The 25169-nt window shown below is 72.1% G+C and carries 23 protein-coding genes; 12 read left to right on the forward strand and 11 right to left on the reverse strand.

The window, feature by feature from the left end:
- The first annotated feature begins 539 nt into the window (after nucleotides 1-539).
- From AB0472_RS29610 to AB0472_RS29625, 4 genes are all read left to right on the forward strand, one after another.
- Nucleotides 540-1697, forward strand: a complete 1158-nt coding sequence (locus AB0472_RS29610; protein WP_366360984.1) for an acyl-CoA dehydrogenase family protein — start codon at nucleotides 540-542, stop codon at nucleotides 1695-1697.
- A gap of 35 nt (nucleotides 1698-1732) precedes the next feature.
- Nucleotides 1733-2605, forward strand: a complete 873-nt coding sequence (locus AB0472_RS29615) for an acyl-CoA thioesterase II (RefSeq protein WP_366360760.1) — start codon at nucleotides 1733-1735, stop codon at nucleotides 2603-2605.
- A gap of 5 nt (nucleotides 2606-2610) precedes the next feature.
- Nucleotides 2611-3612 (forward strand): cation diffusion facilitator family transporter, encoded by a 1002-nt coding sequence (locus AB0472_RS29620; protein ID WP_366360762.1) that lies wholly within the window; start codon nucleotides 2611-2613, stop codon nucleotides 3610-3612.
- A gap of 146 nt (nucleotides 3613-3758) precedes the next feature.
- Nucleotides 3759-4091, forward strand: a complete 333-nt coding sequence (locus tag AB0472_RS29625; protein WP_366360764.1) for a hypothetical protein — start codon at nucleotides 3759-3761, stop codon at nucleotides 4089-4091.
- Nucleotides 4092-4179: 88 nt separating this feature from the next.
- Here AB0472_RS29625 and AB0472_RS29630 read toward each other — a convergent pair whose 3' ends face one another.
- Together AB0472_RS29630 and AB0472_RS29635 are read right to left on the reverse strand one after the other, a co-directional pair.
- The gene (locus tag AB0472_RS29630) at nucleotides 4180-4968 is read right to left on the reverse strand and encodes a phosphatase (RefSeq protein WP_366360766.1); all 789 of its coding nucleotides are present in this window, start codon (nucleotides 4966-4968) and stop codon (nucleotides 4180-4182) included.
- A gap of 65 nt (nucleotides 4969-5033) precedes the next feature.
- Complete coding sequence (locus AB0472_RS29635) at nucleotides 5034-6590, reverse strand: helix-turn-helix domain-containing protein (RefSeq protein WP_366360768.1); 1557 nt, start codon at nucleotides 6588-6590, stop codon at nucleotides 5034-5036.
- 125 nt (nucleotides 6591-6715) lie between these two features.
- Here AB0472_RS29635 and AB0472_RS29640 point away from each other — a divergent pair, with 125 nt between their 5' ends.
- From AB0472_RS29640 to AB0472_RS29655, 4 genes are all read left to right on the forward strand, one after another.
- Nucleotides 6716-8179 (forward strand): sodium:solute symporter, encoded by a 1464-nt coding sequence (locus tag AB0472_RS29640; RefSeq protein ID WP_366360770.1) that lies wholly within the window; start codon nucleotides 6716-6718, stop codon nucleotides 8177-8179.
- Between the two features lie 66 nt (nucleotides 8180-8245).
- Nucleotides 8246-9214, forward strand: coding sequence for an agmatinase (speB, locus tag AB0472_RS29645; protein ID WP_366360772.1), 969 nt, complete (start codon nucleotides 8246-8248; stop codon nucleotides 9212-9214).
- Entirely contained in the window at nucleotides 9211-10896 is a 1686-nt protein-coding gene (locus AB0472_RS29650) for a thiamine pyrophosphate-binding protein (protein WP_366360774.1), read from the forward strand. Before speB ends, AB0472_RS29650 begins: the two co-directional genes overlap by 4 nt.
- Before the next feature lie 34 nt (nucleotides 10897-10930).
- Nucleotides 10931-11452: a hypothetical protein gene (locus AB0472_RS29655; RefSeq protein ID WP_366360776.1), complete on the forward strand. Its 522-nt coding sequence runs from the start codon at nucleotides 10931-10933 to the stop codon at nucleotides 11450-11452.
- A gap of 1 nt (nucleotide 11453) precedes the next feature.
- Here AB0472_RS29655 and AB0472_RS29660 read toward each other — a convergent pair whose 3' ends face one another.
- The 5 genes from AB0472_RS29660 to AB0472_RS29680 form a co-directional block, all read right to left on the reverse strand.
- Nucleotides 11454-11810 (reverse strand): peptidase inhibitor family I36 protein, encoded by a 357-nt coding sequence (locus AB0472_RS29660; protein WP_366360778.1) that lies wholly within the window; start codon nucleotides 11808-11810, stop codon nucleotides 11454-11456.
- 145 nt (nucleotides 11811-11955) lie between these two features.
- A complete protein-coding gene (locus AB0472_RS29665; RefSeq protein ID WP_366360780.1) occupies nucleotides 11956-12762 on the reverse strand; it encodes an endonuclease in 807 nt (268 codons plus the stop codon).
- Nucleotides 12763-12896: 134 nt separating this feature from the next.
- Nucleotides 12897-15206 (reverse strand): glycosyltransferase family 39 protein, encoded by a 2310-nt coding sequence (locus tag AB0472_RS29670; protein ID WP_366360782.1) that lies wholly within the window; start codon nucleotides 15204-15206, stop codon nucleotides 12897-12899.
- Nucleotides 15207-15332: 126 nt separating this feature from the next.
- Entirely contained in the window at nucleotides 15333-16388 is a 1056-nt protein-coding gene (locus tag AB0472_RS29675; RefSeq protein ID WP_366360784.1) for an esterase-like activity of phytase family protein, read from the reverse strand.
- A 110-nt stretch (nucleotides 16389-16498) separates the two neighbouring features.
- Nucleotides 16499-17344 carry a serine hydrolase gene (locus tag AB0472_RS29680; RefSeq protein ID WP_366360786.1) on the reverse strand — a complete coding sequence of 282 codons (846 nt, stop codon included), beginning with the start codon at nucleotides 17342-17344 and terminating at the stop codon, nucleotides 16499-16501.
- A 114-nt stretch (nucleotides 17345-17458) separates the two neighbouring features.
- Here AB0472_RS29680 and AB0472_RS29685 point away from each other — a divergent pair, with 114 nt between their 5' ends.
- A complete protein-coding gene (locus AB0472_RS29685; RefSeq protein ID WP_366360788.1) occupies nucleotides 17459-17953 on the forward strand; it encodes a hypothetical protein in 495 nt (164 codons plus the stop codon).
- Here AB0472_RS29685 and AB0472_RS29690 read toward each other — a convergent pair.
- The 3 genes from AB0472_RS29690 to AB0472_RS29700 are packed head-to-tail and all read right to left on the reverse strand — an operon-like array spanning nucleotide 17910 to nucleotide 18960.
- Nucleotides 17910-18467 carry a 2Fe-2S iron-sulfur cluster binding domain-containing protein gene (locus tag AB0472_RS29690; protein WP_366360986.1) on the reverse strand — a complete coding sequence of 186 codons (558 nt, stop codon included), beginning with the start codon at nucleotides 18465-18467 and terminating at the stop codon, nucleotides 17910-17912. The two genes, AB0472_RS29685 and AB0472_RS29690, sit on opposite strands and share 44 nt — an antisense overlap.
- Nucleotides 18445-18741, reverse strand: a complete 297-nt coding sequence (locus AB0472_RS29695) for an MOSC domain-containing protein (RefSeq protein ID WP_366360790.1) — start codon at nucleotides 18739-18741, stop codon at nucleotides 18445-18447. Before AB0472_RS29695 ends, AB0472_RS29690 begins: the two co-directional genes overlap by 23 nt.
- A gap of 36 nt (nucleotides 18742-18777) precedes the next feature.
- Nucleotides 18778-18960 carry a hypothetical protein gene (locus AB0472_RS29700; RefSeq protein ID WP_366360792.1) on the reverse strand — a complete coding sequence of 61 codons (183 nt, stop codon included), beginning with the start codon at nucleotides 18958-18960 and terminating at the stop codon, nucleotides 18778-18780.
- Nucleotides 18961-19362: 402 nt separating this feature from the next.
- On the opposite strand from AB0472_RS29700, the gene AB0472_RS29705 reads away from it, so the two are divergent.
- The 3 genes from AB0472_RS29705 (at nucleotide 19363) to AB0472_RS29715 (ending at nucleotide 24252) form a co-directional block, all read left to right on the forward strand.
- A complete protein-coding gene (locus tag AB0472_RS29705; protein ID WP_366360794.1) occupies nucleotides 19363-19839 on the forward strand; it encodes a hypothetical protein in 477 nt (158 codons plus the stop codon).
- 161 nt (nucleotides 19840-20000) lie between these two features.
- Nucleotides 20001-23756 carry an ABC transporter ATP-binding protein gene (locus AB0472_RS29710; RefSeq protein ID WP_366360796.1) on the forward strand — a complete coding sequence of 1252 codons (3756 nt, stop codon included), beginning with the start codon at nucleotides 20001-20003 and terminating at the stop codon, nucleotides 23754-23756.
- 103 nt (nucleotides 23757-23859) lie between these two features.
- Nucleotides 23860-24252 carry a hypothetical protein gene (locus AB0472_RS29715; protein WP_366360798.1) on the forward strand — a complete coding sequence of 131 codons (393 nt, stop codon included), beginning with the start codon at nucleotides 23860-23862 and terminating at the stop codon, nucleotides 24250-24252.
- A 218-nt stretch (nucleotides 24253-24470) separates the two neighbouring features.
- On the opposite strand, the gene AB0472_RS29720 is transcribed toward AB0472_RS29715, so the two are convergent.
- The gene (locus AB0472_RS29720; RefSeq protein WP_366360799.1) at nucleotides 24471-25088 is read right to left on the reverse strand and encodes a hypothetical protein; all 618 of its coding nucleotides are present in this window, start codon (nucleotides 25086-25088) and stop codon (nucleotides 24471-24473) included.
- Nucleotides 25089-25169: the final 81 nt, after the last annotated feature.

Consider the following 25169-nt stretch of genomic DNA (forward strand, 5'->3'; position numbering starts at 1 on the left):
GTGGTGCCGTGCTGCCTCGGGCCGGTTCGGCACCGCCGGCTCGCGCCGTCGTGGCTGATCGCCGGCGCGGCGCAGATGTGAAGTAAAGCGGCTGGGGGAAGGCGGCGCCTGCCGCGCCTGGCGCGCAACTCCGCCCGTCTCCCCGAATCCGCCGCGACGGCGACCAGCCGCGACGATGGTTCCCGGCGGTGCCGTGCTGCCTCGGGCCGGTTCGGCACCGCCGGCTCGCGCCGTTGTGGCTGATCGCCGGCGCGGCGGGATTTTTGGTGGCCGCGGTCGGCAGGGCGCGGCGGCGAGTCTTCCGGTGGGAGGGGTCGGAGGGGGCGCGACGGGTCTTTTGGTGGGCGGGGGGTGAGGGGGCGGTGTATCTCCAGGGCGGGCGGGAGGTGAGGGGCGGCGTATCCCCCCGGGCAGGTGGTGGCGTGACGAGCGTTACCCCCCTTGGGTGGGGGCTCACCCTGGACCCGTTGGCCTACCCACCGGTACCTTGAGATCTGAGCAAGCGCTTAGACATGCCGAAGTCCGTGGAGGTGGCGGCCGTGCGCCGTACGTTGTTCGACGAGGATCACGAGGCGTTCCGGGAGACCATCCGCGCCTTCATCGAGGCCGAGGTCGTACCGGTGTACGACGAGTGGTTCGCCGCTGGCCAGGCCCCCCGTGACTTCTACTACAAGCTCGCCGAGCTCGGCGTCTTCGGTATCCGCGTCGACGAGGAGTACGGCGGCGCCGGCATCGACTCCTACAAGTTCGAGGCCGTCCTGTACGAGGAGACCGCCCGTGCGGGCGTCGCCTTCGGCGGCTCGGGCGTGCACGTGCTGCTCGGCCTGCCGTACATAAAGCTGCTGGCGACCGACGAGCAGAAGAAGCGGTACCTGCCCAAGTTCGTCTCCGGCGAGGAGATGTGGGCGATCGCGATGACCGAGCCGGGCACCGGCTCCGACCTCGCGGGCATGAAGACCACCGCCAAGCTCAGCGAGGACGGCACGCACTACGTCCTCAACGGCGCCAAGACCTTCATCACGGGGGGCGTGCACGCCGACCGGATGATCGTGTGTGCCCGGACCTCCGCGCCCACGAAGGAGGACCGCCGGCACGGCATCTCCCTCTTCGTGGTGGACACGAAGGCGGCGGGGTACTCCGTCGGGCGCAAGCTCGACAAGCTCGGCCTGAAGACCTCCGACACCGCCGAGCTGGCGTTCGTCGACGTCAAGGTCCCCGTCGAGGACCTCCTCGGCGAGGAGAACAAGGGCTTCTACTACCTCGGCCACAACCTCGCCTCCGAGCGCTGGGGCATCGCCTTCGGCGCCTACGCGCAGGCCAAGGCCGCCGTCCGGTTCGCCAAGCAGTACGTGCAGGAGCGCGTCGTCTTCGGCCAGCCCGTCGCCGCCTTCCAGAACACCAAGTTCGAGCTGGCCGCCTGCCAGGCCGAGGTGGACGCCGCCGAGGCCGTCGTGGACCGTGCGACGGAGGCGCTGGACGCCGGCGAGCTGACGCCCGCCGAGGCCGCCAGCGCCAAGCTGTTCACCACCGAGGTCGCGCACCGCGTGATCGACCGCTGCCTCCAGCTGCACGGCGGCTACGGCTTCATGAACGAGTACCCGATCGCCCGCCTGTACGCGGACAACCGCGTCAACCGCATCTACGGCGGCACCAGCGAGATCATGAAGACGATCATCGCGAAGGACATGGGCCTGTAGGCCCACCGCAACAACCCGCCAGTAGAAAAGGTGCCATGAACCAGGCACTAAGTGATCTCCTCGACCTGCTCGACCTGGAGCAGATCGAGGAGAACATCTTCCGCGGCCAGTCCCGGTCCGCCGTCGTCCCGCGCGTCTTCGGCGGACAGGTCGCGGCCCAGGCGCTGGTCGCCGCCGGGCGCACCGTCCCGGCGGACCGGCACGCCCACTCGCTGCACGCGTACTTCCTGCGCCCCGGCGACCCGGGCGCGCCCATCGTCTACACCGTCGAGCGCATCCGCGACGGCCGCTCCTTCACCACCCGGCGCGCGGTCGCCGTCCAGCACGGCCGGCCGATCTTCGCCCTCTCGGCCTCCTTCCAGCTGGACGAGGACGGCCTGGAGCACCAGGCCCCGATGCCCGCCGCACCCGACCCGGCGAGCCTGCCCACCTCGGCGGACCGCCTCCGCGGCTACGGCCACCTCGACCCGGCCGTCGTGGAGAAGTTCATCGAGGCCCGCGAGGCGATCGACCTGCGCTACGTCGAGGACCCGCCGTTCGGCAGGTACGGCGAGCCGCGCGAGCCGCACAGCCAGGTGTGGTTCCGCACCAACGGCAAGCTCGACGACGACCCCCTGCTGCACGTCGTACTCGCGACCTACGTCTCCGACATGACCCTCCTCGACTCCGTCCTGCTCGCGCACGGCCGCGGCGGCTGGGCGGTCGGGGACGTGGTGGGCGCCTCGCTCGACCACGCCATGTGGTTCCACCGGCCGTTCCGCGCCGACGAGTGGCTGCTCTACGACCAGGAGTCGCCGTCCGCGCACGGCGGACGCGGGCTCGGCCAGGCCCGGATCTACACCCGGGACGGTTCACTCGCCATTTCCGTGATCCAGGAGGGTGTGGTCCGCGTCCCCCGGGCAGACTGACGGGCGTGACACAAGCGCAGGCGAAGAACGGCGGCGGCGAGAACACCTTCACGGTGATCGTCGCCGCCGTCGCCAATCTCGGGATCGCGCTGGCCAAGACGGTCGCCGGAGTCGTCAGCGGCTCCAGCGCGATGCTCTCGGAGGCGGCGCACTCGGTCGCCGACACCGTCACCGAGCTGCTGCTGCTCACCGCCCTCAAGCGCAGCGAGAAGCCGGCCGACGAGGAGCACCCGCTGGGCTACGGCCCCGAGCGGTACATCTGGGCCATGCTCGCCGCCGTAGCCACCTTCGTCGGCGGCGCGGTCTTCTCCCTCTACGACGGCGTCCACACCCTGGCCGCGGGGGAGAAGCCGGGCGACCCGCTGGTGTCGTACGTCGTGCTCGCCATCGCCTTCGTGCTGGAGGGCCTCTCGCTGCGGACCGGGCTGCGGCAGGCGCGCGGCGCGGCGGCCCGTGTCAAGGCGCCGTTCAGGCGGTACCTCCGGTACACCCCCGACACCGCGGTGAAGGCCGTGGTCATGGAGGACTCGGCCGCGCTCGCCGGACTGGTGCTCGCGGCCGGCGGACTGCTCGGCGGCCAGCTCACCGGCTCCGGCGTCTGGGACGGCCTGGCCTCCCTCCTCATCGGCCTGCTCCTGCTGTACGTCGCCTGGGTGCTGGGCCGGTCCAACGCCGAGCTCCTCATCGGGCGGCCGCTGCCGAAGCCCGTGCGGGAGCGGATCCGGGCGGAGCTGCTGGAGTCCGAGCACATCGTGGCCGTACTGGAGCTGACCACCCTGGTGCAGGGCCCGGAGGAGGCGCTGGTCGCCGCCAAGGTGGACTTCCGGGACGTGTCGACGGCGGCCGAGGTCGAGTGGGCCTGCGAGCGGGCCGAGCAGCGGCTGCGGGCCGCGTTCCCCGCGATCGGCCGGGTGTATCTGGACCCCACCCCGGGCCCGGCCGCGGAGCCTGACCCGACGCCGGCCCCGGCCTCGACCCCGGGTCCGGTTCCGGTTCCGGGCGGGTGACCTCGGCCGATGACGGGCGGTGACCGCCCGAGGTGCCGCCGTCTTTATCCCGAATTAAGCTCTATGAGTGAAATGCCGCACCATGCATGTGCCGCATAGCGGACGTGCCGCGTAGCGGACGTAAGTCCGGCAGAAAGGTATTTCCCATGCGAGTACAGCGCGCGAGGCGTCTCGCCGCGATGTCCGCCGCCGGCCTGTTGCTGGCCGGTGGTGCCGCGATCGGCGCCGCGGGTACCGCCTCGGCGGTCCCCGCCTCCACTCACCAGTCCGTCGTCACCGGTGGCAGCTTCGGCGGCTGCAACGGCTTCAGGGGCGGCGGGTTCAACAACTGCCGTTACGGATACGGCGGCTACGGCTACGGGTACTACCCCACCACTGTCGCGGTCGTCCCCGTCGCGGTCGTCCCTGTCGTCGGCGTCGGCTACACAGCCGGGTTCGGTGGCTTCGGTGGTCTCGGCTTCGGCGGACTCGGGTTCTGAGCGACCGACGACAGCAGACCAGCAACTCAGGGTCTAGGGCCAGGCCACGATGTGCGGCTCCCCGCTGCGGGGGCCGCACATCGGTGGGTCAGGACAGCCCGGCGCCGGCCAGCAGGTACGCGGTCATCGGGTCGTAGTACCGCGGGCTGAGCACATGGTCGTCGAGCGGTACGGCGACCTGGAGGGTGCCCTCCGACTCGGCGAGGAACAGCGCCGGGTCGTTGCAGTCCGCGTACCCGACCGAGTCCAGGCCCACCTGCGCCGCGTAGCCGGCCCAGCCGTGGTCGGCGACGACCAGGTCGGGCTGCGGCCGCCCCGCACGCTCCAGGCCCCCCAGGACGGCCTTCATCGGCTCCCCGGAGTGCGTGTGCCACAGCGTCGCCCCGTGTTCGAGGACGGCCACGTCGGCGAACTGCATGACGTACCCCTCGTCCGTCTGCAGCCCGTCCGGGACGACCACGATCTCGCAGCCGGCGCCGCGCAGCGCGGCCGCGGTCGCGCGGTGCACGTCCAGCAGGCCGCCCGGGTGACCGGTCGCGAACAGCACCCGCTGCCGCCCCTCGGCCGCCTTGCGCAGCCGCGCCGCGAGCCGGTCCAGGCCGTCCACGGTCAGCTCGGGGTCGATGGTGTCCTGGCCGTACCGGTACTCGGGGTCGTCGTTCACCCCGACCCGCTCGGCCATCACGGCCAGCACGTCCTGCTCGTCGGTCCAGCGGTCGCCGAGTTCCAGACCCAGCCACCAGTTGCGCTCGCCGTTTGCCAGCTTGCGGTAGTGGAGCAGGTTGTTCTCGCGGGGGGTGGCGACATCGCCCGCGATACGGGTCTTCACAAGGTGCTCTACGAGCTCGGCGCGGCTGGGCGTCCCGGATATCGGCATGGCTCCATTGTGAGGCAGGGCGCCGCGCGTTCGCCCTGCGTATCGCCCGCTGGGACGCGTGTCACTCACTCCTCCCGGAGGGCGAACCACAGCTCCATCCGCACGTCCGGGTCGTCGAGTTCGGCACCGAGGAGTGCCGCGCACCGGGCGATGCGCTGCCGCACGGTGTTGCGGTGGACGGCGAGGGCGACCGCCGTGCGGTCCCAACTGCCGTGCAGGGAGAGCCAGGTGCGCAGGGTGTCGACGAGGGCCGGGTGCGCCGCGAGGGGGCCGAGGAGGGCGAGCGCGTGGGCCTGGGCCTCTTCCCTCGGGACGAGTCCGGCCAGGCCGGGGCGGCTTTGGTGGCTCAGCAGCGGGGTGCGGGTCGCCCGGGCGCGGGCGACGGCGCGTGCCGCCTGGGTGTCGGCGAGCGCCAGCTGTTGTGCGGGTACGGGAGCGCTGACGCCGAGGGTCCAGCCGGGCTGTGGGCCGGGTTCTCGGTCGGTGGGGAGCAGGACGCGTACGACCTCCCCCGCGGGGTCGATGAGAGCTGAGCCCAGTGAGGTGCCCAGTGCGGTGGCGGCGAGGAGGTCGGGCGGCCGCGGGCTGTGGGTGGCTGGTCGCGCAGTTCCGCGCGCCCCTGGGCAGGGACGGTCGCGTCGGTCGTTCGGCGAGGCATGCACGACGAACCAGGTGTCGCCTCCGCCCAGCAGGGGGGCCACCTCCGCCGCCGTGCCGCCCAGCAGGAGTCGTACGAGGGCCGAGGTGCGGGCCGCGCCCGAGCCGCTCTGCTGTTCGCCGGTGAGGAGGGTGAGCAGGACGGTGGCGACCGAGGCGATGGTGTGGTCGCCCGGCTCGCGGGCGGGGGTGGCCACGCCGAGTGCGAAGCCGGTGCTCAGGGTGTAGGCCGCGAGGTGGGTGCCGGCGATGGCGTGGGTGGCGGAGGTGGGGGTGCCGGGGCCGGAGGGCCGGACCACCTCCGCGAGCTCGGCCAGGGACGAGGTCACCGGTGGCTCCGGGCGCCGGCCCGCCGACGCGATCTCCGTGCCCTCCGGGCCGTACAGCGCCGTCCAGCCGCCGGTCCGCTGGGCCAGCTGCCGCAGCACCGAAGGCACCGGGTCGGGGCGGGCCGCGGCGGCGGCCAGGCCCTGCTGGGCCTCCGTGACGCGGCGCAGTTCGGCCAGGCGGGCCTGGGCCAGCAGCTGCCAGACCGCCCGGGCGACGGCGGTGAAGGGGGTCTGCGGCGGGACCTCCAGGAGAGGGAGGCCGTAGCTGTCGCAGGCCTCGATCAGGGCCCGCGGGACCGTGTCGTGCACGGGGGCCAGCCCGAAGCCGAGGGCGGCGCCGCCCGCCGCGACGATCCGGGAGACGTAGTCGTCGAAGTAGTCCCGCGGTCTCGGATTCGCTCGACCGGTGGCGCCCCCGTCCGAGCCCGCCGCGTCCGGGATGTGCACGCCGGCCGTCAGCAGCAGCTCGCCGCCCAGCAGGTACGGGTACGGGTCGGCCATCTCCGAGGTGTGCGCCGCGTGGATGACGAGGGAGGGGTCGGACGGCCCGGCGATCCGGCGCAGGGCGAGGTCCTCGCGGGCCAGGAGGGCGGCGAGGGGTACGGGCGGCGTGGGCGGGGCCATCGGGTCCGGCACGATGTGCTTTTCCTCCATCAGGCACGGCTCGAATGGATGAAACGTACACTTCGCAGCCGCTTTCCGGCCACCTACTGTCGAGGCACGTCGCCCGCCGGCGAGAACCCCCAGCGAAGGAGGGCCCTGTGGCCGTCGACTACACCGTGATCGTCCTCTACCTCGCCGGCATGCTGGCCATGGGCTGGTGGGGCATGCGCCGGGCCAGGTCGAAGAGCGAGTTCCTGGTGGCCGGGCGCCGGCTCGGGCCCGCCATGTACTCCGGCACCATGGCCGCGATCGTCCTCGGCGGCGCCTCCACCATCGGCGGGGTCGGACTGGGGTACCAGTACGGACTGTCCGGCGCCTGGATGGTCTTCACCATCGGCCTCGGGCTGCTCGCCCTCTCCGTCTTCTTCTCCGCCCGGATCGCCCGCCTCAAGGTGTACACCGTCTCCGAGATGCTGGACCTGCGGTACGGCGGCCGGGCGGGCGTGATCTCCGGCGTCGTGATGTGGGCGTACACGCTCATGCTCGCCGTCACCTCGACCATCGCGTACGCCACGATCTTCGACGTCCTCTTCGACATGAACCGGACCGTCGCGATCGTCATCGGCGGCTCGATCGTCGTCGCCTACTCGACGCTCGGCGGCATGTGGTCGATCACGCTGACGGACATGGTCCAGTTCGTGGTGAAGACGATCGGCGTGCTGCTGCTCCTGCTCCCGATCGCCGTCGTGAAGGCCGGCGGCTTCAGCGAGATGAAGGCGAAGCTGCCGACCACGTACTTCGACCCGTTGGGCATCGGCGGCGAGACGATCTTCACGTACGTGCTGATCTACACCTTCGGCATGCTCATCGGGCAGGACATCTGGCAGCGGGTCTTCACGGCGCGCGGCGACCGGACGGCGAAGTGGGGCGGCACGGTGGCCGGCACGTACTGCCTGGTCTACGCCCTCGCCGGGGCGGTGATCGGGACGGCGGCCAAGGTGCTCTACCCGAAGCTGGGCAGCCCGGACGACGCCTTCGCGACCATCGTCAAGGACGAGCTCCCGGTCGGGGTGCGGGGGCTGGTGCTGGCGGCGGCCCTGGCCGCGGTGATGTCCACGTCCTCCGGGGCGCTGATCGCCTGCGCGACCGTCGCCAACAACGACATCTGGTCGCGGCTGAGGGGACGGGCCGGGTCCGGTGGAGCGGAACACGACGAGGTGCGGGGCAACCGGGTCTTCATCCTGGTCATGGGGCTCGGGGTGATCGGCACGGCCATCGCCCTCAACGACGTGGTCGAGGCGCTGACCGTCGCGTACAACCTGCTCGTCGGCGGCCTCCTGGTCCCGATCCTCGGCGGGCTGCTGTGGAAGCGCGGCACGGTCCAGGGCGCCCTCGCCGCCGTGACCGTCGGCGGCCTCGCGGTGATCGGCCTGATGGCGGGCTACGGCATCCTCGCCAACGAACCCGTCTACTACGGGCTGCTCTCCTCCCTCGTCGCGTACGTCGCCGTCTCCCTGGCGACGAGGCCGACCGACGCGGCGGTGCTGGCGAACTGGCGGGAACGGCTCGCGGGCCGCGGCGCCCCCGAACTCGTGTCCGAACCGGTTCCGGCCCACCAGTAGAGTCGTAGCAGAAGCAGTGCATAGCGGTACGTACGCGATGAAGCGTAGGAAAGAAGGCAGCATCCCATGAGCAGCAACGAGACGCCCCGCGGCCCCGTCGACTCCTCCCGCGTCCCGCGGTACGCCGGTCCCGCGACCTTCGCCCGGCTGCCCCGCCTCGACGAGGTCGGCCGCGCCGACGTCGCCGTGATGGGCGTGCCGTTCGACTCGGGCGTCTCGTACCGGCCCGGCGCCCGCTTCGGCGGCAACGCCATCCGTGAGGCGTCCCGGCTGCTGCGCCCCTACAACCCCGCGCAGGACACCTCCCCCTTCGCCCTCGCCCAGGTCGCGGACGGCGGTGACATAGCCGTCAACCCGTTCAACATCAACGAGGCGGTCGAGACGATCGAGACCGCCGCCGACGACCTTCTCGGCACCGGCGCCCGCCTGATGACCCTGGGCGGCGACCACACCATCGCGCTGCCGCTGCTGCGCAGCGTCGCCAGGAAGCACGGCCCGGTCGCGCTCCTCCACTTCGACGCCCACCTCGACACCTGGGACACCTACTTCGGCGCCGAGTACACGCACGGCACCCCGTTCCGGCGGGCGGTGGAGGAGGGCATCCTGGACACCTCGGCCCTCTCGCACGTCGGCACCCGCGGCCCGCTGTACGGCAAGCAGGACCTGACCGACGACGAGAAGATGGGCTTCGGCATCGTGACCTCGGCGGACATCTACCGCCGGGGCGCCGACGAGGTCGCCGACCAGCTCCGTCAGCGCATCGGCGACCGCCCGCTCTACATCTCGATCGACATCGACTGCCTGGACCCCGCCCACGCCCCGGGCACCGGCACGCCCGAGGCCGGTGGTATGACGTCCAGGGAACTGCTGGAGATCCTGCGCGGACTCGCCTCCTGCAACCTGGTGTCGGCCGACGTCGTCGAGGTGGCCCCCGCGTACGACCACGCGGAGATCACGTCGGTGGCGGCCTCGCACACGGCGTACGAACTGACCACGATCATGACCCGACAGATTGCCGAGGCGCGCTCCAAGTGACCCACGACCACGACCTGGTGCTCCGCCCGACCGAGGCGCAGACGGCCGCAGCCCTCAACCCGCCCGCCGGCCGCAACGGCGGGGACCTGGTCGTGGAGACCCTGGCCGGGCTCGGCGCGACCACCGTCTTCGGGCTGCCCGGCCAGCACGCCCTCGGCATGTTCGACGCCCTGCGCCGCTCCGCCCTGCGCTATGTCGGCCTGCGGGTGGAGAACAACGCGGGCTTCGCGGCCGACGCCTACGGCAGGATCACCGGCGAGGCGGCCCCGCTGCTGCTGTCCACCGGCCCCGGCGCGCTGACCTCACTGGCCGCGCTGCACGAGGCGGCCTCCGCCTCGGCGCCCGTCCTCGCGATCAGCAGCCAGGTCCCCACCGCGGGCCTCGGCGGCGGCCGCCACGGCTACCTGCACGAACTCCCGGACCAGGCGGCCTCCTTCCGGGGCGTGGTGAAGTCGGTCCACACCGTCCGCACCCAGTCCCAGATCCCGTCCGCGATCGCGGCCGCCTGGCAGTCGGCGCTGACCGCCCCGCACGGCCCGGTGTGGGTGGAGATCCCGCAGGACGTGCTCCTCGCCGAGACGTCCGTCCCGGTGGTGACGGCGGTCGACGCGACCCCCGACGAACTCCCGCCGCGCCCCGAACTGACCGCGGTGGCGGCCGACCTGCTGTCCCGGGCCGCCCGCCCGGCGGTCATCGCGGGCGGCGGGGTCGTACGGTCGGACGCCGCGGGGAAGCTGCGGCAGCTGGCGGAGACGCTGAACGCTCCGGTCGTCACCACCTACGGCGGCAAGGGCGCGTTCCCCTGGCACCACCCCCTGTCCCTCCAGTCCTGGCTGGAGGACCGCCACACCACGGACTTCCTGGAGGACGCCGACGTCCTTCTCGTGGTCGGCTCGGGCCTGGGCGAACTCTCCTCCAACTACCACACGTTCAAGCCGCGCGGCCGGGTGATCCAGATCGAGGCGGACCTCGGCAAACTGGAGTCCAACCACCCGGCGCTGGGCATCCACGCGGACGCGCGGCTCGCGCTCCAGGCGCTGCTGGAGACGGTGACCCCGCGTGAGGACGACCAGGCGGCGGACCGGGTACGAGACCTGCTCTCGTGCGTCTCGGAGCGCATCGCCGCCCAGGAACTCACCCTGGAACAGGACGTGCTGGCGTCGGTCCGCCGCGCCCTCCCGGCCGGCTCCCCGTCCTTCTGGGACATGACGATCCTGGCGTACTGGGCCTGGTCGGCCTTCGACGCCCAGGCCCCGAACCTCATGCACTCCGCGCAGGGCGCCGGCGGCCTCGGCTACGGCTTCCCGGCGGCCCTCGGCGCGGCCGCCGCCGACCCGACCCGCCCGGTCCTCGCGGTCTCCGGCGACGGTGGCGCCCTCTACTCCATCGCCGAACTGGCGACCGCCAGGCAGCACGACCTCCCGGTCACCTGGCTCATCGTCGACGACGGTGGCTACGGCATCCTCCGCGAGTACATGAGCGACGCGTTCGGCGAGCCCACCGCGACGGAACTGACCCGCCCCGACTACGTGGCCCTCGCCGAGTCCTTCGGCGTCCCGGGGGTGCGCACGTCCCCGGAGACCCTGGAGACCGACCTGGCGAAGGCGCTGGCCGCGCCGGGCCCCTCGGTGGTCGTACTCCCGGCCCTGCTGCGGATGTTCGCGCCGACGCATCTCGGCTAGGGCGGGTGTCGGAGGCGGCCTCTAGCGTGTTCGCATGACGCATTGGATACGCCGTCCGCTTCCGCCCCATGAGGAGATCAACGTCGTCTTCTTCCGGGGGATGTCGCTGGACGCGCTCACCCGGGGACTTCTCGCCGCTCAGCGCATCCCTCTCGCGTACGGCAAGGGCGCCGACTGGGGCGTGGTCATGCACGACCTGCTGGGCTGGGACAGCGACGACTACGCCCTGGTCGACTACGGGCGGCTGTGCCGGGCCGGTGGTGAACTCGCCGTCTTCGTGACGGAGCCGTGCATCGCCAAGGCGCACGGCCCCGAGTTCGACTACTACCGAGACGGACGTCTGATCAGCGGCCTCAGCTTCGAGACCCCGTCCTACGGGGTGGGCGAGCAGCCCGGCCTGCTGGCCCCCGCCCTCACGGCGGCGAACCTGGCCGGGCCGCACGCGGACTACGACGGCGACGCCGACATACGGATCGCTCGGTCGATCGCGGCCCACTTCTCACTGCCCGACCTCGACCTGCCCGACCTCGACCTGCCCGACTTCGACCTGCCGTGATTCAGCAGGCCCCCGCCCCCACCCCGTCGATCCGCCCGCCGAAGTCGCCGCGGTACTGGGAGCGCCAGTCGCCGTTGAAGACGTCGCGCTTCTCCTGCGGATCCCAGTTGACGAAGCAGGCGCGGGTGGAGGCGACGAAGGAGCCGACGTTGTCGTGGAGGTTGGCCGGCATGTCGCGGTAGCCGCTGCGGGCCGTCCACTCCCAGTAGTCGCCGCCGAAGCCCTCGCCGCTCCAGAAACAGACCGAGCCGTCGGGACAGGAGGGGGAGACGGCCGCGTGGGCGGAGGCGCTCTGGGCGGGGACGACGAGTGCGGTGAGGGCGAGGGCGGCGGCCAGGGACCAGGTGCGAAGCTTCAAGACGATCTCCGGAGAAGGGAGTCGGGGACGCCCCGGCGGAACTGCCGAGGCGCTCCCATGCTGCTCGGCGGTCACGCGGACACGCCCGAGCCCAAGATCGACTTCACCTGTGTGAGGGAAGTAGTAGGACCGGCCCGGACGGCGCCTACCAGATCGCGTCGACCCACTCGGGGTGGTCGATGAACGGGTTCCGGTTGTGCTGGTAGGTGCTGTAGATGACGTTGTTGCGGTTCTCCTCGAAGGAGTCCGGCGGGTCCTCGTCGTTCCACTGCTTGAGGACGGACAGCTTGCCGATGTACGGGTTGGAGCCGTTGCCGACCTTGTCGTCGGGCTCCAGGTTCGCGAAGCCGTCGTCGCCCTCGTAGCGGACGGCCATGTAGAGGATCATGCGGGCCACGTCGCCCTTGACCGCGTCGCGCGGCTCGAAGGAGTCCGAGTCGACCTTGCTGCCACCGCTGTTGGTGAAGGTCGAGCCGCCCTCGTCGAAGTCGAGGTTGCCGCGCTTGCCGTTGACCGCCACGTCCTCGGGACGGATGTGGTGCAGGTCCGTGCCGGGGCCGGTGGACGTGGTGAGGTCGCCGTGCGAGATCGCCCACACGTGCTCGCGGTTCCAGTCGCCGCTGTCCCCGCCGTTGAGGGTCTTGCTGCGCGAGATGCCCGAGTACAGCAGGATCACGTTGCTGTTGTTGTCCGGGTCCTGGTCGGTCTTCTTCAGGGCGTCCCACAGGGCCGAGTACGACAGCTTGGTGACGTTCGCGCTGATGATCGTGTGCAGGGACGACTTGAGGCTCGTCCCCGTCTTGCCGATCGCGTTCTTGTAGTACGTCGAGTCGTACGCGGTGGTCGTGGCGGCGGCCGGGGTCGCCGTCAGCGCCGGGGCGGTGAGGCCCACCAGGACGGCGGCGGTCGCCAGGGCCACCGACTTCCAGCGCCGGATGTGTGTCGCCAGCATAAAGAGTTTCCCATCTACGCGGGTTGACGAGGCGGCAAGAAGGAGGGTGACATGAACATGAGGACGTAGAGGTGAACGGGACGTAAAAAGAGGCCCCCGACCATGCGGTCGGGGGCCTCGGTACTGCCGGTGCGTCAGCTGACGTCCGACGGGTCCAGCCGGTAGAGCGAGGAGGTGCTGCTCTGCGAGGACGAGGAGGAGCCGGAGGACTTCGAGCCCGAACCCGCACTGTCCGTGGTGGACTTGCTGTAGGCGCTCTCCTTCACCGCCGTGCCGTTCTTCTCCACCCAGGCCGTCACCTGCGAGCTGAGCGTGTTGGTGCCGCCCATGCCCATGCCGCCGCTGCCGATCTGGATGTAGTGCAGCTTGCCCGCCTTCACCAGTTCCTTCAGCTTGGCGACCGTCATGGCCCCGTCGGACCCGGTGAAGCCCCACATGGAGATCACGGGCTCCTGCGAGCTCAGCTCGATCTGCGCCGCGGACTGCGAGTTGGAGACCGCGAGCAGCCAGGTGGCGCCGTCCAGGTGCTTCTTCAGATAGGCGATGAGGTCGCTGCTCACGCCGCCGCCCATGCCTCCGCCACCACCCATGCCGCCGCCGAAGCCGCCGCGCGTGTCGCCGGTGCCGGTGCCTCCGCCGGGCATCTCCCCGGTGCCGCCGGGCAGTTCGCCGTTGCCGGTGCCGCCGCTCGGGAGTTCGCCGGTGCCGCCGCCGGGCGTCATCTGCCCGGTGCCGCCGCCGGGGAAGCCACCGCCGTTCGTGCCACCGCCCGGGGCCTCGCCGTTCGTACCGCCCGGGAAGCCGCCGCCCTGCTGGCCGCTCTGGCCGCCCGGCATCTCGCCGCCGCCCGGGAAGCCGCCGCTGCCGCCCCGGTTGCCGCCGCTCCCGCCCGGCCCGCCGCCGAAGCCGCTGCCGGTGGAGGGCCCGGCGGTCGGGTTCGTGCCGCCGCGCATGCCGCCGCCGCTGCCGCTGCCGAACGGCAGGGTCGCCGCGTACGCCGTCGGACCCGCGAGCGCCGCGATCACGGCCGCCGTCAGCGAGGCGGCCAGCAGCCGGGTCCTGTTCCCGGACCGGAAGAGGACCAGACCCACGATGCCGGCCACCGTCAGCACGCCGACCACCGGCCACAGCCAGGTGTTCCAGCCCGAGGCCCGGCGCAGCAGCACGACGGCCCAGATGCCGGTGACGCCGAAGGCGGCCGGCAGGACCCAGACCCAGCGCTTGTCGGTGCGGAACGCCTGCAGCAGCATCGCGCCACCGCCGCCGCACAGCACCGCGATGCCCGGGGCGAGCGCGGTCGTGTAGTAGGGGTGCATGGTGCCCTGTGCGGTCGCGAAGATCACGTAGTGCAAGAGGGTCCAGCCGCCCCACAGGACCAGCGCCATCCGCCGCAGGTCCGTGCGCGGGGCCCGGCCGCACAGCACCAGGCCGCCGACCAGGGCGATGCCCGCGAAGGGGAGCAGCCAGGAGATCTGGCCGCCGAGGATGTCGTTGAACATCCGGCCCAGGCCCGCGGAGCCGGAGAAGCCGCCGCCCCCGCCCCCGCCGCCCCCGCCGTTGCCCTCGCCGCCGAAGACGCGGCCGAGACCGTCGTATCCCATGATCAGGTCCCATGCGGAGCCGTCGGTGGAGCCGCCGATGTAGGGCCGGTCCGAAGCCGGGACCAGGGAGACGGCGACCGCCCACCAGAAGCTGGAGACGGTCAGCACGACCGCCGCGAGGGCCAGGTTGACGGCGCGCTTCGGCCACGTGGCCTTCGACGCGTAGAGGTAGAGCGCGAAGACGGCCGGGAGCGCGATCCAGCCCGCGAGCAGCTTGGTGTTGAAGGCGAGACCGAAGCACGCCGCCGAGCCGAGCAGTGACAGCAGCTTCTCGTCACGGGTGGCGCGGAAGGCGAGCGCCGCGCCCGACACCATCAGGAAGACGAGGATGGTGTCCGGGTTGTTGTCGCGGTTGATGGCGACGGTGATCGGGGTCAGCGCCAGCACCAGCGCGGCGACGGTCGCCGCCCCGTGCCCCCACACCCGCTTCACGGTGGAGTGCAGGATCCAGATCGCGGCGAGCGCGAGCACGATCTCGGGCGCCATCATCTGCCAGGTGCCGAAGCCGAAGATGCGGCAGGACAGGCCCATGACCATGAGCGCGAACGGCGGTTTGTCGACGGTCAGGAAGTTGCCGGGGTCCAGCGAACCGAAGAACCAGGCCTTCCAGCTCTTCGTGCCGGCCCAGATGGCACCGCTGTAGAAGGTGTTCATGTCGGAACTGGACAGGTTCCAGGCGTAGAGCACCGCCGCCAGGACCAGGATCGCGATCAGCGCGGGAAGGGACCAGCGCGGTGCCTTGCCCGGCACGGGAGCCCCGGGGGTCGGCGCGGGGGCCGCCGTGGGCGGGCCCCAGTCGGGGGACACGGGCGGGTGGGGGGTGGGATCGGTGGCAGATGTCACCACGTCACCATGAGCGTGGCCGATGGGCGAGGGCTGTGCCGATCCTGGGCACAGGCTGTGGATGGGTGAGATGTCGGTAAGAGGGCGGCCGGTACGACCGCCCTCCGTAACCGGTGTACCGGTGTGTCAGCGCACGCGGACCGACAGCCGGTAGAACCGTGTCGTCTGGGCCGTGTTCTGGTTGTCGTCGCTGACCAGGAGGACCTTGTACGTGCCCTTCGCGCGGCCGGTGACGACCATGCCCTCGATGTTGTCGAGGAGCGGGTTGGGCTGCGGCTGCTTCGCCGTGGCGCCGAGCGAGGGGCAGGTGGCGATGTCGGTGAGCAGGGTCTTCCTGATCAGCCGCACGCCGGCCTGCCCGGTGAGGTTCTCGACGCGGCTGGTGTCCGTGGCGTGCCGCGGGTCGGCCAGGAAGAGGCGGACGGTGTTGCCGACGCCGGAGGTGAAGCCGCGCTCCAGGACGAGGAGCCGGCCGTCGGGGAGCGCCTGCACCTCGGGGACGCCGAGGATCGGGTCGTCGGTGCGGTAGGCGTACTGGGCCGACAGCCTGAAGTGGTCGCCCTTGGTGCGCTGCCAGGTCTGGAAGCGGACGATCCCGGCGGTGTCGCCGGAGAGGGCGTACTCCATGGAGGCCAGCAGGGTGCGGCCGCCGTTCAAGAGGGTCAGGCCCTCGAAGGTCTGGTTGGAGGTGGCCCGCCCGGCCGGGGAGACGAGCAGCGAGGACGGTACGGGGAGCCGGTCCAGGATTTTGCCGTCGGCCGAGTAGCGGCGGATGGACGGCTCGGTCTCGGAGGTGATCAGGCGGGTGCCGTCCCGGTCCACGACCATGCCTTCGGAGTCGAGCGCGGCGCCGTTCTCGTCGGCGAGCCCGACGACCTTCTTCGGCGCGAGGGTCCTCGCGTCCAGGTCGAAGAGGTACGACCGGTCGGCGAGGGCGGCGAGCGAGCCGTCCTTGTCCACGGCGAGCGCGGAGAGGTTGCCGACGAAATAGCCGCCGAAGGTGGTCTTGTCGAGGGCGTCGGAGAAGCTGTCGAGGGAGACCGAGGACGAACACGCGTGAGCGGAGGCGGTGTTGGTCGCGTCGGTGCCGGTCACGACGGCGTCGGCGGACCCGGCGGCGGACAGACAGGTGGCCGCCGCCAGGCCGGCGGTGACGGTGGCGAGTACGGTTCGCAGGCGCATGGCGGTCACCGTAGGGGGAACCGGTGACGGGGTGGAGACCGCCCCGTGAAGGAAAGGGTCGGTTTCCGGCCGCCGGGACCGCACTTCGGTACGCGAACCGCCGCCGCGCCTCAGGAGGCCGCGAGGTCCTTGTGGACGACCTTCGCGACGGCCTGGATGGTGTTGATGCCGTAGCTCATGGTGCTGTTGTCCTGGGTCAGCACGGTCATCTGGTAGTCGTGGCCGTGGCCGGTGAACGTGCCGAGGCTGTGCACCCGCCAGCCGTGCGTGGCGCGCTGCAGCCAGCCGTTCTTGACGTGCACGGCGACACCGGACGGGGCGCCGTACGGCGTGCCCCACCGCTGGGACGAGACGACCTGCCCCATCAGCTTCAGGATGTAGGCCCGCGAATTGTCGCTGAGCACGGTGTTCTTGGCGGTGACGAGCGCGAGCAGCCGCTGCTCGTCGTGCACGTCGATCTGGGTCAGGCCCCAGTAGCCGTTGGCGCCCGGGGTGGTCTGCGTCATCCCGGCGGCGCTCAGGAAGCCCTTGATCTTCGTCAGGCCGAGCTGCTTCCACAGCTTGGTCGTCGCGTCGTTGTCCGACTTGGTGATCATGGCCTTGGCGAGCGTCTGCTCGGTGGTGGTCAGATACCGGTTGTGCTTCTTCGCGTCCCACAGCAGCGTGGCGAGGACGGTCACCTTGACCGTGCTGGCCGAGTCGTAGTGCGTGGTGGACCGCAGGGTGCAGGTCGTCTTCGTCGAACGGTCGTACAGGCCGACGGCGATCGTCCCCTTGCGGTTCGCGATGGCCGCGGTGATGTCCTTCTTCAGCTTCGTGGCGAGCGCCGCCTTGGTCGACGTGCAGCTGACGGCGGGCGCGGCGGCCGAGGCGGGCGCGGCGACGGCCACGCCGGCTATGAGAAACCCGGTGCCGAGCGCGGTGGCGACCAGCGCTCTCCTTCGTCTGTGAGTCATACCCCCGTTGACACACGGATTCGCGCGAATGGTTGTACGAACGACCGTGGCTTTAGGGAACCGTCACCTGGACCGGGCGCCGCGCCGTCCCCTCCGTGCCCGAGTATGGGCCCCATGAGAAACCCGACCGGGCCGGCCACGGCGATATCCGCGGTCACGGCCGTACTGTTCGCCACCGGTTGCAGCGGCGGCCCCGGCCACGCCACGCCCGCCCCCGCGTCGCCCGCTCCGGCGACCTCCGCGGCCAGGACGTACGACTCCGTCACCAAGGCGCCGGTGTTCCCCGACGGCGAGGTCGTCGCCCAGGCGGCGAACGCCACCGGCGGCCGCGAGATGCAGATCAAGGGGGGCGTCGGCAGCGGCATCCTCTCGGTCCAGGTGAACTGCGAGGGCAAGGGCAGACTGACCGTCACCGTCGAACCGCTCGGCCTCGACTTCCCGTTCGGCTGCGTCGACGGTCAGGTCAACACCATCGGCAACGAGATGAACATGAACGGCGGCACGACCCGCCCCCACACACCGGGCACGATCCAGGTGGCCGCGACGACCGGCGTCCACTGGGCGATCACCGTCGGACACCGGGACGTGCCAGGCCGATCGGATTCCTAGCCGGTTCGTCGGGTCGGTGGGGTGGACGACATGGTGGGGGAGTTGGGCCACATCGCGTACCTCGCAGAGGGCCCGCCGTGAAGCTCACCGCCCAGAGATCGAGGACGATCTCGTCGGTCGGTGTGGTGCAGCAGACCAGGGTCGCGCCGGGCTCGGGGGGTTCCAGGGGTGGGGTGGTGCAGGTGACGTCGCCGGTGAGGAGGGGGGTGACGCAGGTGTGGCAGACGCCGGTGCGGCAGGACCAGCGGGTGGGGACGTCGCAGGCCTCGGCGACTTCGAGGAGCGAGGCGTGGGCGGGGGACCACGGGGTGGTGATGGCGCTGCGGGTGAAGGTGACCAGGGGGCCGGTGCCCGGCGGGCCGGGCGGCTGGTGCGGGCGGACCGGTGCGGTGGGGGTGATCCGGGGTTGACGGCGCCGAGCGCCTCGAACCGCTCCGTGCGGATCCGCTCGGGGCGCAGGCCGAGCTCGCGCAGGTGACCGGAGAGGTCGTTCATGAAGGCGGTCGGCCCGCAGAGGTAGGCGTCGGCGTCGGCGGGCACACCCAGCGCGGTGAGCGAGGCGACGGTCGGGCGGCCCCGGGTGATCCGGTCGTCGCCGGGCGGCGGTGCCTGCGAGGTGCAGTGGATGTGCTCATGGCCATGGCGGGTTCGCCCAGCCGCATGCCGACGCGGTAGCAGGTGACGCGGGGCTGGGTCACCTCGAACTCGGCTTCGCCGACGCGGTACCGGTCGCCGATGCACACCTCGTCGTCGGGCAGGCCGTCGACGGTGAAGTTCTCCCCGAACATCCCGAGGGCGAGGTCGTCGCGGCCGAGCTGCTCGCGTCAGTACCGGTAGGACTCCAGCTGGTGGACGAGGACGGCCCGGATCTCGCCGCCGTGCCCGGCCAGGTCGCCCTGGCCGTCCCCCTCGACGTTCAGCCGCCGCACCATGCGGCTGCCGTCCACGGGAGACTTCCACGCCCCGGTGCGGACCGTCCTGCCCTGCCAGGGGACGTCCTGCGGCATCCCCACGTCCCCTGAGCACGCATCCTGGTACGTCCGCCGGGAGCCGCGAACGCAGAGAGCTGTTCCCTGTTACCGAATGCGGACGGAACGCGATGAACAACCCCCCGCCCGGGTGCCGTCTCACCGGGCGCAGGACAGAGCGTCCTGACGACTCATGGGGGATTTCGATGATGACCACGCGCCGTGCCCGCCGTACCGTCCGCTCCGCCGCCCTGGTGGCCGTCGCCGCCGCCGCGGCTCTCTCGCTGACCGCCTGCCAGAGCGGGGGGAGCACGGACGGCGCCGCAGGCCCGGACCGGAAGGTCTCCGCCGCCACCCCCCCGCGCCACCCCCCGCGCCACCGCCGCAGACCCCTCCGGAGCCACCGGGACCGGCACCGGCACCGGCAAGACCCCGGCCGACGTGCGGACCCGCACGCTCGCCCCCTCCCGCCCGACCGCACCGGCCGCCACGGCCAGGACGGCGGCCCCGGTCCGCACCCGGACCCTGGCGGACGGCAGCAAGGCCGAGATCTACCGGCTCGGCGCCGAGCACTACCGTGCCAGGATCGTCGGCCGCGGCGCGGTCCTGGCCACGATGGAGACCGCGAGGACGGACGCCGGACTCGACGCCAACGACATGTTCGTCGTGCTCACCCTGGGCGGCGAGGTCCACTCGTGGCTGGGCGGCGGACACACCGGACCGGGCACCTTCCGGCTCGCGGGCGGCTGGACGGCCAAGGTCACGAAGACCGGCGAGCTCCGGTACCGGGCGCAGATCATCGGCAACGACGGCTCCGTGGACGGCACGCTGGAGGCGAACCAGCAGGACGCCGGGCTCGACGCCAACGGCGTCCACGTCGTGCTCAGCGCCGGCGGTGTGATCAGCGCCCACGAGTAGACGCCCGCGGCATAGACGCCCGCGATGTGGGCGCCCACGAGCAGGCGCCCGCGGTGAGCCCTCCTCGCCCCGCCCCCCCCTGATTTGTTGCGGAGGGATGAAATCCGCTTCGTTTCGTGTTGTGGCGATGCGGAAGAACAGGGCGAACGGAGGGCACCCGCGTGGCAGCGCAACAGGGGGAGCGGCGGCAGGACGGCTGGGCGCGCAGGCTGGTGGGGTACGCCTGGCGGCATCCCCGCGACGTCGTGCTGGCGCTCGGGTCCTCGCTGGCCGGTATGGCGGTGCTTGCCGTCGTACCCCTGATCACCAAGGTGATCATCGACGACGTCATCGGTGCCCACAGCCGGTCCATGGGGCCCTGGGCCGGTGCCCTGATCGGTGCCGCCGTCCTCGTCTACGCGGCCACCTTCGTGCGCCGCTACTACGGCGGCCGGCTCGCCCTCGACGTCCAGCACGACCTGCGGACCGAGATGTACGACACCCTCACCCGGCTCGACGGACGGCGGCAGGACGAGCTGTCCACGGGCCAGGTGGTGGGGCGCGCCACCAGCGACCTCCAGCTCATCCAGGGGCTCCTCTTCATGCTGCCGATGACCATCGGCAACGTGCTCCTCTTCCTGATCTCCCTCGCGATCATGGCCTGGCTGTCGCCGCCGCTCACCCTGGTCGCCCTCGCCGTCGCCCCGGCCCTGTACTGGATAGCCAAGCGCAGCCGCAGCAGGCTGCACCCCGCCACCTGGTACGCCCAGGCCCAGGCCGCCGCCGTGGCCGGGGTGGTCGACGGCGCGGTGAGCGGCGTTCGCGTGGTGAAGGGCTTCGGGCAGGAGGAGCAGGAGACCGGGAAGCTGAAGACGGTCGGGCGCAGGCTCTTCGCCGGACGGCTGCGCACGATACGGCTGAACAGCAGGTTCACCCCGGCCCTCCAGGCCGTCCCGGCGCTCGGCCAGGTCGCCATGCTCGCGCTCGGCGGCTGGCTCGCCGTCCGCGGTCACATCACCCTCGGCACCTTCGTCGCCTTCTCCTCCTATCTCGCCCAGCTGGTCGGCCCGGTCCGGATGCTCGCCGTGGTCCTCACCGTCGGCCAGCAGGCCCGCGCCGGCACCGAGCGCGTCCTGGAACTGATCGACACCCGGCCCACCATGACGGAGGGCACCAAGACCCTCCCCGCCGACGCGCCCGCGACCGTCGAGTTCGACGACGTGTCGTTCGGGTATGACCACGAGCGCCCGGTCCTGAGGGGGCTCAGCTTCGAGATCCGGCCGGGCGAGACGCTCGCCGTCGTCGGTTCCTCCGGCTCCGGCAAGTCCACGGTCTCGCTCCTCCTGCCGCGCTTCTACGACGTCACCCACGGCGCCGTCCTCGTCGGCGGCCACGACGTGCGGGAGCTGACCCACGACTCGCTCCGGGCCGCGATCGGCCTGGTCCCGGAGGACTCGTTCCTGTTCTCCGACACGGTCCGCAGCAACATCGCGTACGGCCGCCCCGACGCGACCGAGGACGAGATCCGCGCCGCCGCGCGCGCCGCCCAGGCCGACCGTTTCATCAGCGAGCTGCCCGACGGCTACGACACCAAGGTCGGCGAGCAGGGCCTCACCCTCTCCGGCGGCCAGCGCCAGCGCATCGCCCTCGCCCGTGCCCTGCTCACCGACCCCCGTCTGCTCGTCCTGGACGACGCCACCTCGGCCGTCGACGCCCGCGTGGAGCACGAGATCCACGAGGCCCTCGCGCACGTGATGCGCGGCCGCACCACCCTCCTCATCGCGCACCGCCGCTCCACCCTCAACCTCGCCGACCGGATCGCCGTCCTCGACGACGGCCGGCTCGCCGACATCGGCACCGACGAGGAGCTCCAGCAGCGGTCCGCCCTCTACCGCAGGCTCCTCACCGACCCCGACGAGCTGGGCGGGGTCTCCCCGGGCCACGCCCTGCCCCTCGAACCGCGCGAGGACACCTCCGTACGGGACGAGCTGGACGCCGAGTTCGACGCCGAGCGCGGCGTGACCCCGCGGCTGTGGACCGGCGACCGTACGCCCCGCGACCTCGCCCTCGCCGGCACCCCCGCCACCCCCGAACTCCTCGCCCAGGTCGAGGCGCTGCCCCCGGCGACCGACGTCCCCGACATCGACGAGGCCGGCGCGGTCCGCCCCGAGGACTCCTACGGCCTGCGCCGCCTGCTCCGCGGCTTCGGCGCGCCCCTGCTCGTCAGCCTCGCGCTGGTCGCCGTGGACGCCGGCATGGGCCTGCTGCTCCCGGTGCTGATCCGGCACGGCATCGACCAGGGCGTCAGCAAGCTGGCGCTCGGCGCGGTCTGGGCGGCCGCGCTGCTCGGCCTCTTCGCGGTGCTGGTCCAGTGGGCGGCCCAGATCGGCGAGACCCGGATGACCGGCCGTACCGGCGAGCGGGTCCTCTACTCCCTCCGCCTGAAGATCTTCGCGCAGCTCCAGCGGCTCGGGCTGGACTACTACGAGCGGGAGCTGACCGGCCGGATCATGACGCGGATGACGACCGACGTGGACGCGCTGTCCACCTTCCTGCAGACGGGCCTGGTCACCGCGTTCGTCTCGGTCGTCACGTTCTTCGGCATCATGGTCGCCCTGCTGGTGATCGACGTGCAGCTCGCGCTCGTCGTCTTCACCACCCTGCCGCCGCTGATCGTCGCGACCTTCTTCTTCCGCCGGGCGAGCGTGAAGGCGTACGAACTCGCCCGGGAGCGGGTGTCGGTGGTCAACGCCGACCTCCAGGAGTCGGTGTCCGGGCTGCGGATCGTGCAGGCCTTCCGGCGGGAGCGGGACAGCGGCCGCCGCTTCACCGAGCGCAGCGAGAGCTACCGCAGGGCCCGTATCCGGGGCCAGTGGCTGATATCGGTCTACTTCCCGTTCGTCCAGCTGCTGTCGTCGGTGGCCGCGGCGAGCGTGCTGATGGCGGGCGCCCACCGGGTGGAGGCGGCCACCCTCACCACCGGCGCGCTGGTCGCCTACCTGCTCTACATCGACCTGTTCTTCGCCCCCGTCCAGCAGCTCTCCCAGGTCTTCGACGGCTACCAGCAGGCGACCGTCTCCCTCGGCCGCATCCAGGAACTCCTGCAGGAGCCGACGTCGACGAAATCGGCGGACAGGCCGCGGGAGGTCGGTTCCCTGCACGGCGACATCGCCTTCGAGAACGTGCACTTCGCGTACGGCGCCGCCGACGAGGGCGAAGCGGCCCTGGGCGGCATCGAACTGACCATCCCGGCCGGGCAGACCGTCGCCTTCGTCGGCGAGACCGGCGCGGGCAAGTCGACCCTGGTCAAGCTGGTCGCGCGGTTCTACGACCCGACGGGCGGCCGGGTGACGGTCGACGGCACGGACCTGCGCGACCTGGACCTCACCTCGTACCGCCACCGCCTCGGGGTGGTCCCGCAGGAGGCGTACCTCTTCCCCGGGACGGTCCGGGACGCCATCGCCTACGGCCGCCCGGACGCGACCGACGCCGAGGTGGAGGCGGCGGCCCGCGCGGTCGGCGCCCACGAGATGATCGCCACCCTCGACGGCGGCTACCTGCACGAGGTGGCCGAGCGCGGCCGCAACCTCTCCGCGGGACAGCGCCAGCTCATCGCCCTCGCCCGCGCGGAGCTGGTCGACCCGGACGTGCTGCTCCTCGACGAGGCGACGGCCGCCCTCGACCTGGCGACCGAGGCCCAGGTCAACATGGCCACCGACCGGCTGACGGGCCGTCGAACCACCCTCGTGGTCGCCCACCGGCTGACCACCGCGGCCCGCGCCGACCGGGTGGTGGTCATGGACCACGGCCGGGTCGCCGAGGACGGCACCCACGACGAACTGCTGGCCCGCGACGGCCGGTACGCCGAACTGTGGCGCACCTTCATCGGCCGGCCCGAGGAGGAGGAGCCGGGGGAGCCGGTGGGCGCGACCCGCTGAGTCCGCCTCCCTGACGGCCGTGCAACCATCCGACACATGTTCGGCGTCCGTACATCAGTACGGTCATGGGTGGGGCGCGGCTGCGGTACGGGAGGGAACGACTGTGGACAGTGGTGCGATACGCCGGCGGCTGGCGCTCGGTGCGGCCGTGCTGGCCGCCGCCGGGGCGCTCGCGCTCGTGGCACCGGCCGAGGCCCAGGCCGTGACGGCCACGAACTGCGCCGGCCGCGAGGTGCGGACCCTGTCCTTCGCCGGCGGCGCCGTGCACGTCTACCGGCAGGGCGGCTACGTCTGCGCGACCACCCTGCCCAAGGACTCCGGCGGCAGGCGGACGATGTCCGTCAGCGTCCAGGCCCGCGGCAACCGCCCGGTCGTCGACAAGGGCAGGTACAGCCACCGCGCGGGCCCGGTCACGGTCCACGCGGGACACCGCTGCGTGTGGGTACGGGGCACGGTGGGGCGGAACTCGGTGAGCTCGGGCTGGATCCTGTGCTGAGGGAGGACGAACCGGCGATGCGCCTGCGACGGCAGGTCCGGTGGTTCCTGTGGGGGCTGTGGGGTGCGTGTCTGGTGTTCTGCGTCTGGTTCCTCGCGGCGGCGATCGCGCTGTTCCGGCAGGCCGAGTCGTGGTGACCGGGGTTGTGGCCGGGGTGGCGTCCGCGGGATGACCGCGACGCCCGCCCGCCTCGTGGCCCGGCGCCCCGGCGACCGCGTTCACAACCGCCGGGCGCAGCCCACCGGGTGCTCCCCGCCCAGCTGGACGTAGAGCGCGGTCGACGCCGGGCAGGCGTCCCGTGAGGCGACCGCCCGGACCACCCGGTACTGCGGCTTCCGTGTCCCCGAGCCGTCGCAGGCGGTCTCGCGGACCTGGCCGTGGCCCGAGCCGTAGACGCAGTCGCCGACGACGGTGCGCGGCCCGCCGCCCCCGCCCGGGTCGCCGGGGTGCGGCGGCTCCAGGTTGCGCATGCAGGCGTAGCCCTGCGGGATCGTTCCGTCGCCGTCCTCGACGCCGCCCGTGTGCTGGGCGGCTATGTGGAGCACGAAGTCGGTGGTGGCCGGGCACAGCGGCCCGTCGGCCACGGTGCCGTCGTACCGGGCGATCACCCGGGCCGCCGCGCGCTCCCCTGCGCAGGGCACCTCGGTGAAGCCGGCGGTCCCGAACGAGCTGCACTCGCCGACCGCGAGGAACCGCGCGCCGTACCCGGACGGCGCCGGGCTCGCCGTCGACCGAGCGCTGCCCGCCGGCGCCCCGGACGACGACGTCCGGCAACCGGCCGGCAGCAGCACGACGGCCACCGCCACCAGAACTCCCGCAAAGCGTCTGTTCCGCATCCCGACCCCTCTGCCAGCGTGGCCCGCGATCACGGTCCGCGTCAGCTGTACGGGAGGCTTTCCGCCCGTTGGGGGTGTTAC

The organism is Streptomyces sp. NPDC086777 (assembly GCF_040702065.1).
Classification (GTDB): domain Bacteria; phylum Actinomycetota; class Actinomycetes; order Streptomycetales; family Streptomycetaceae; genus Streptomyces.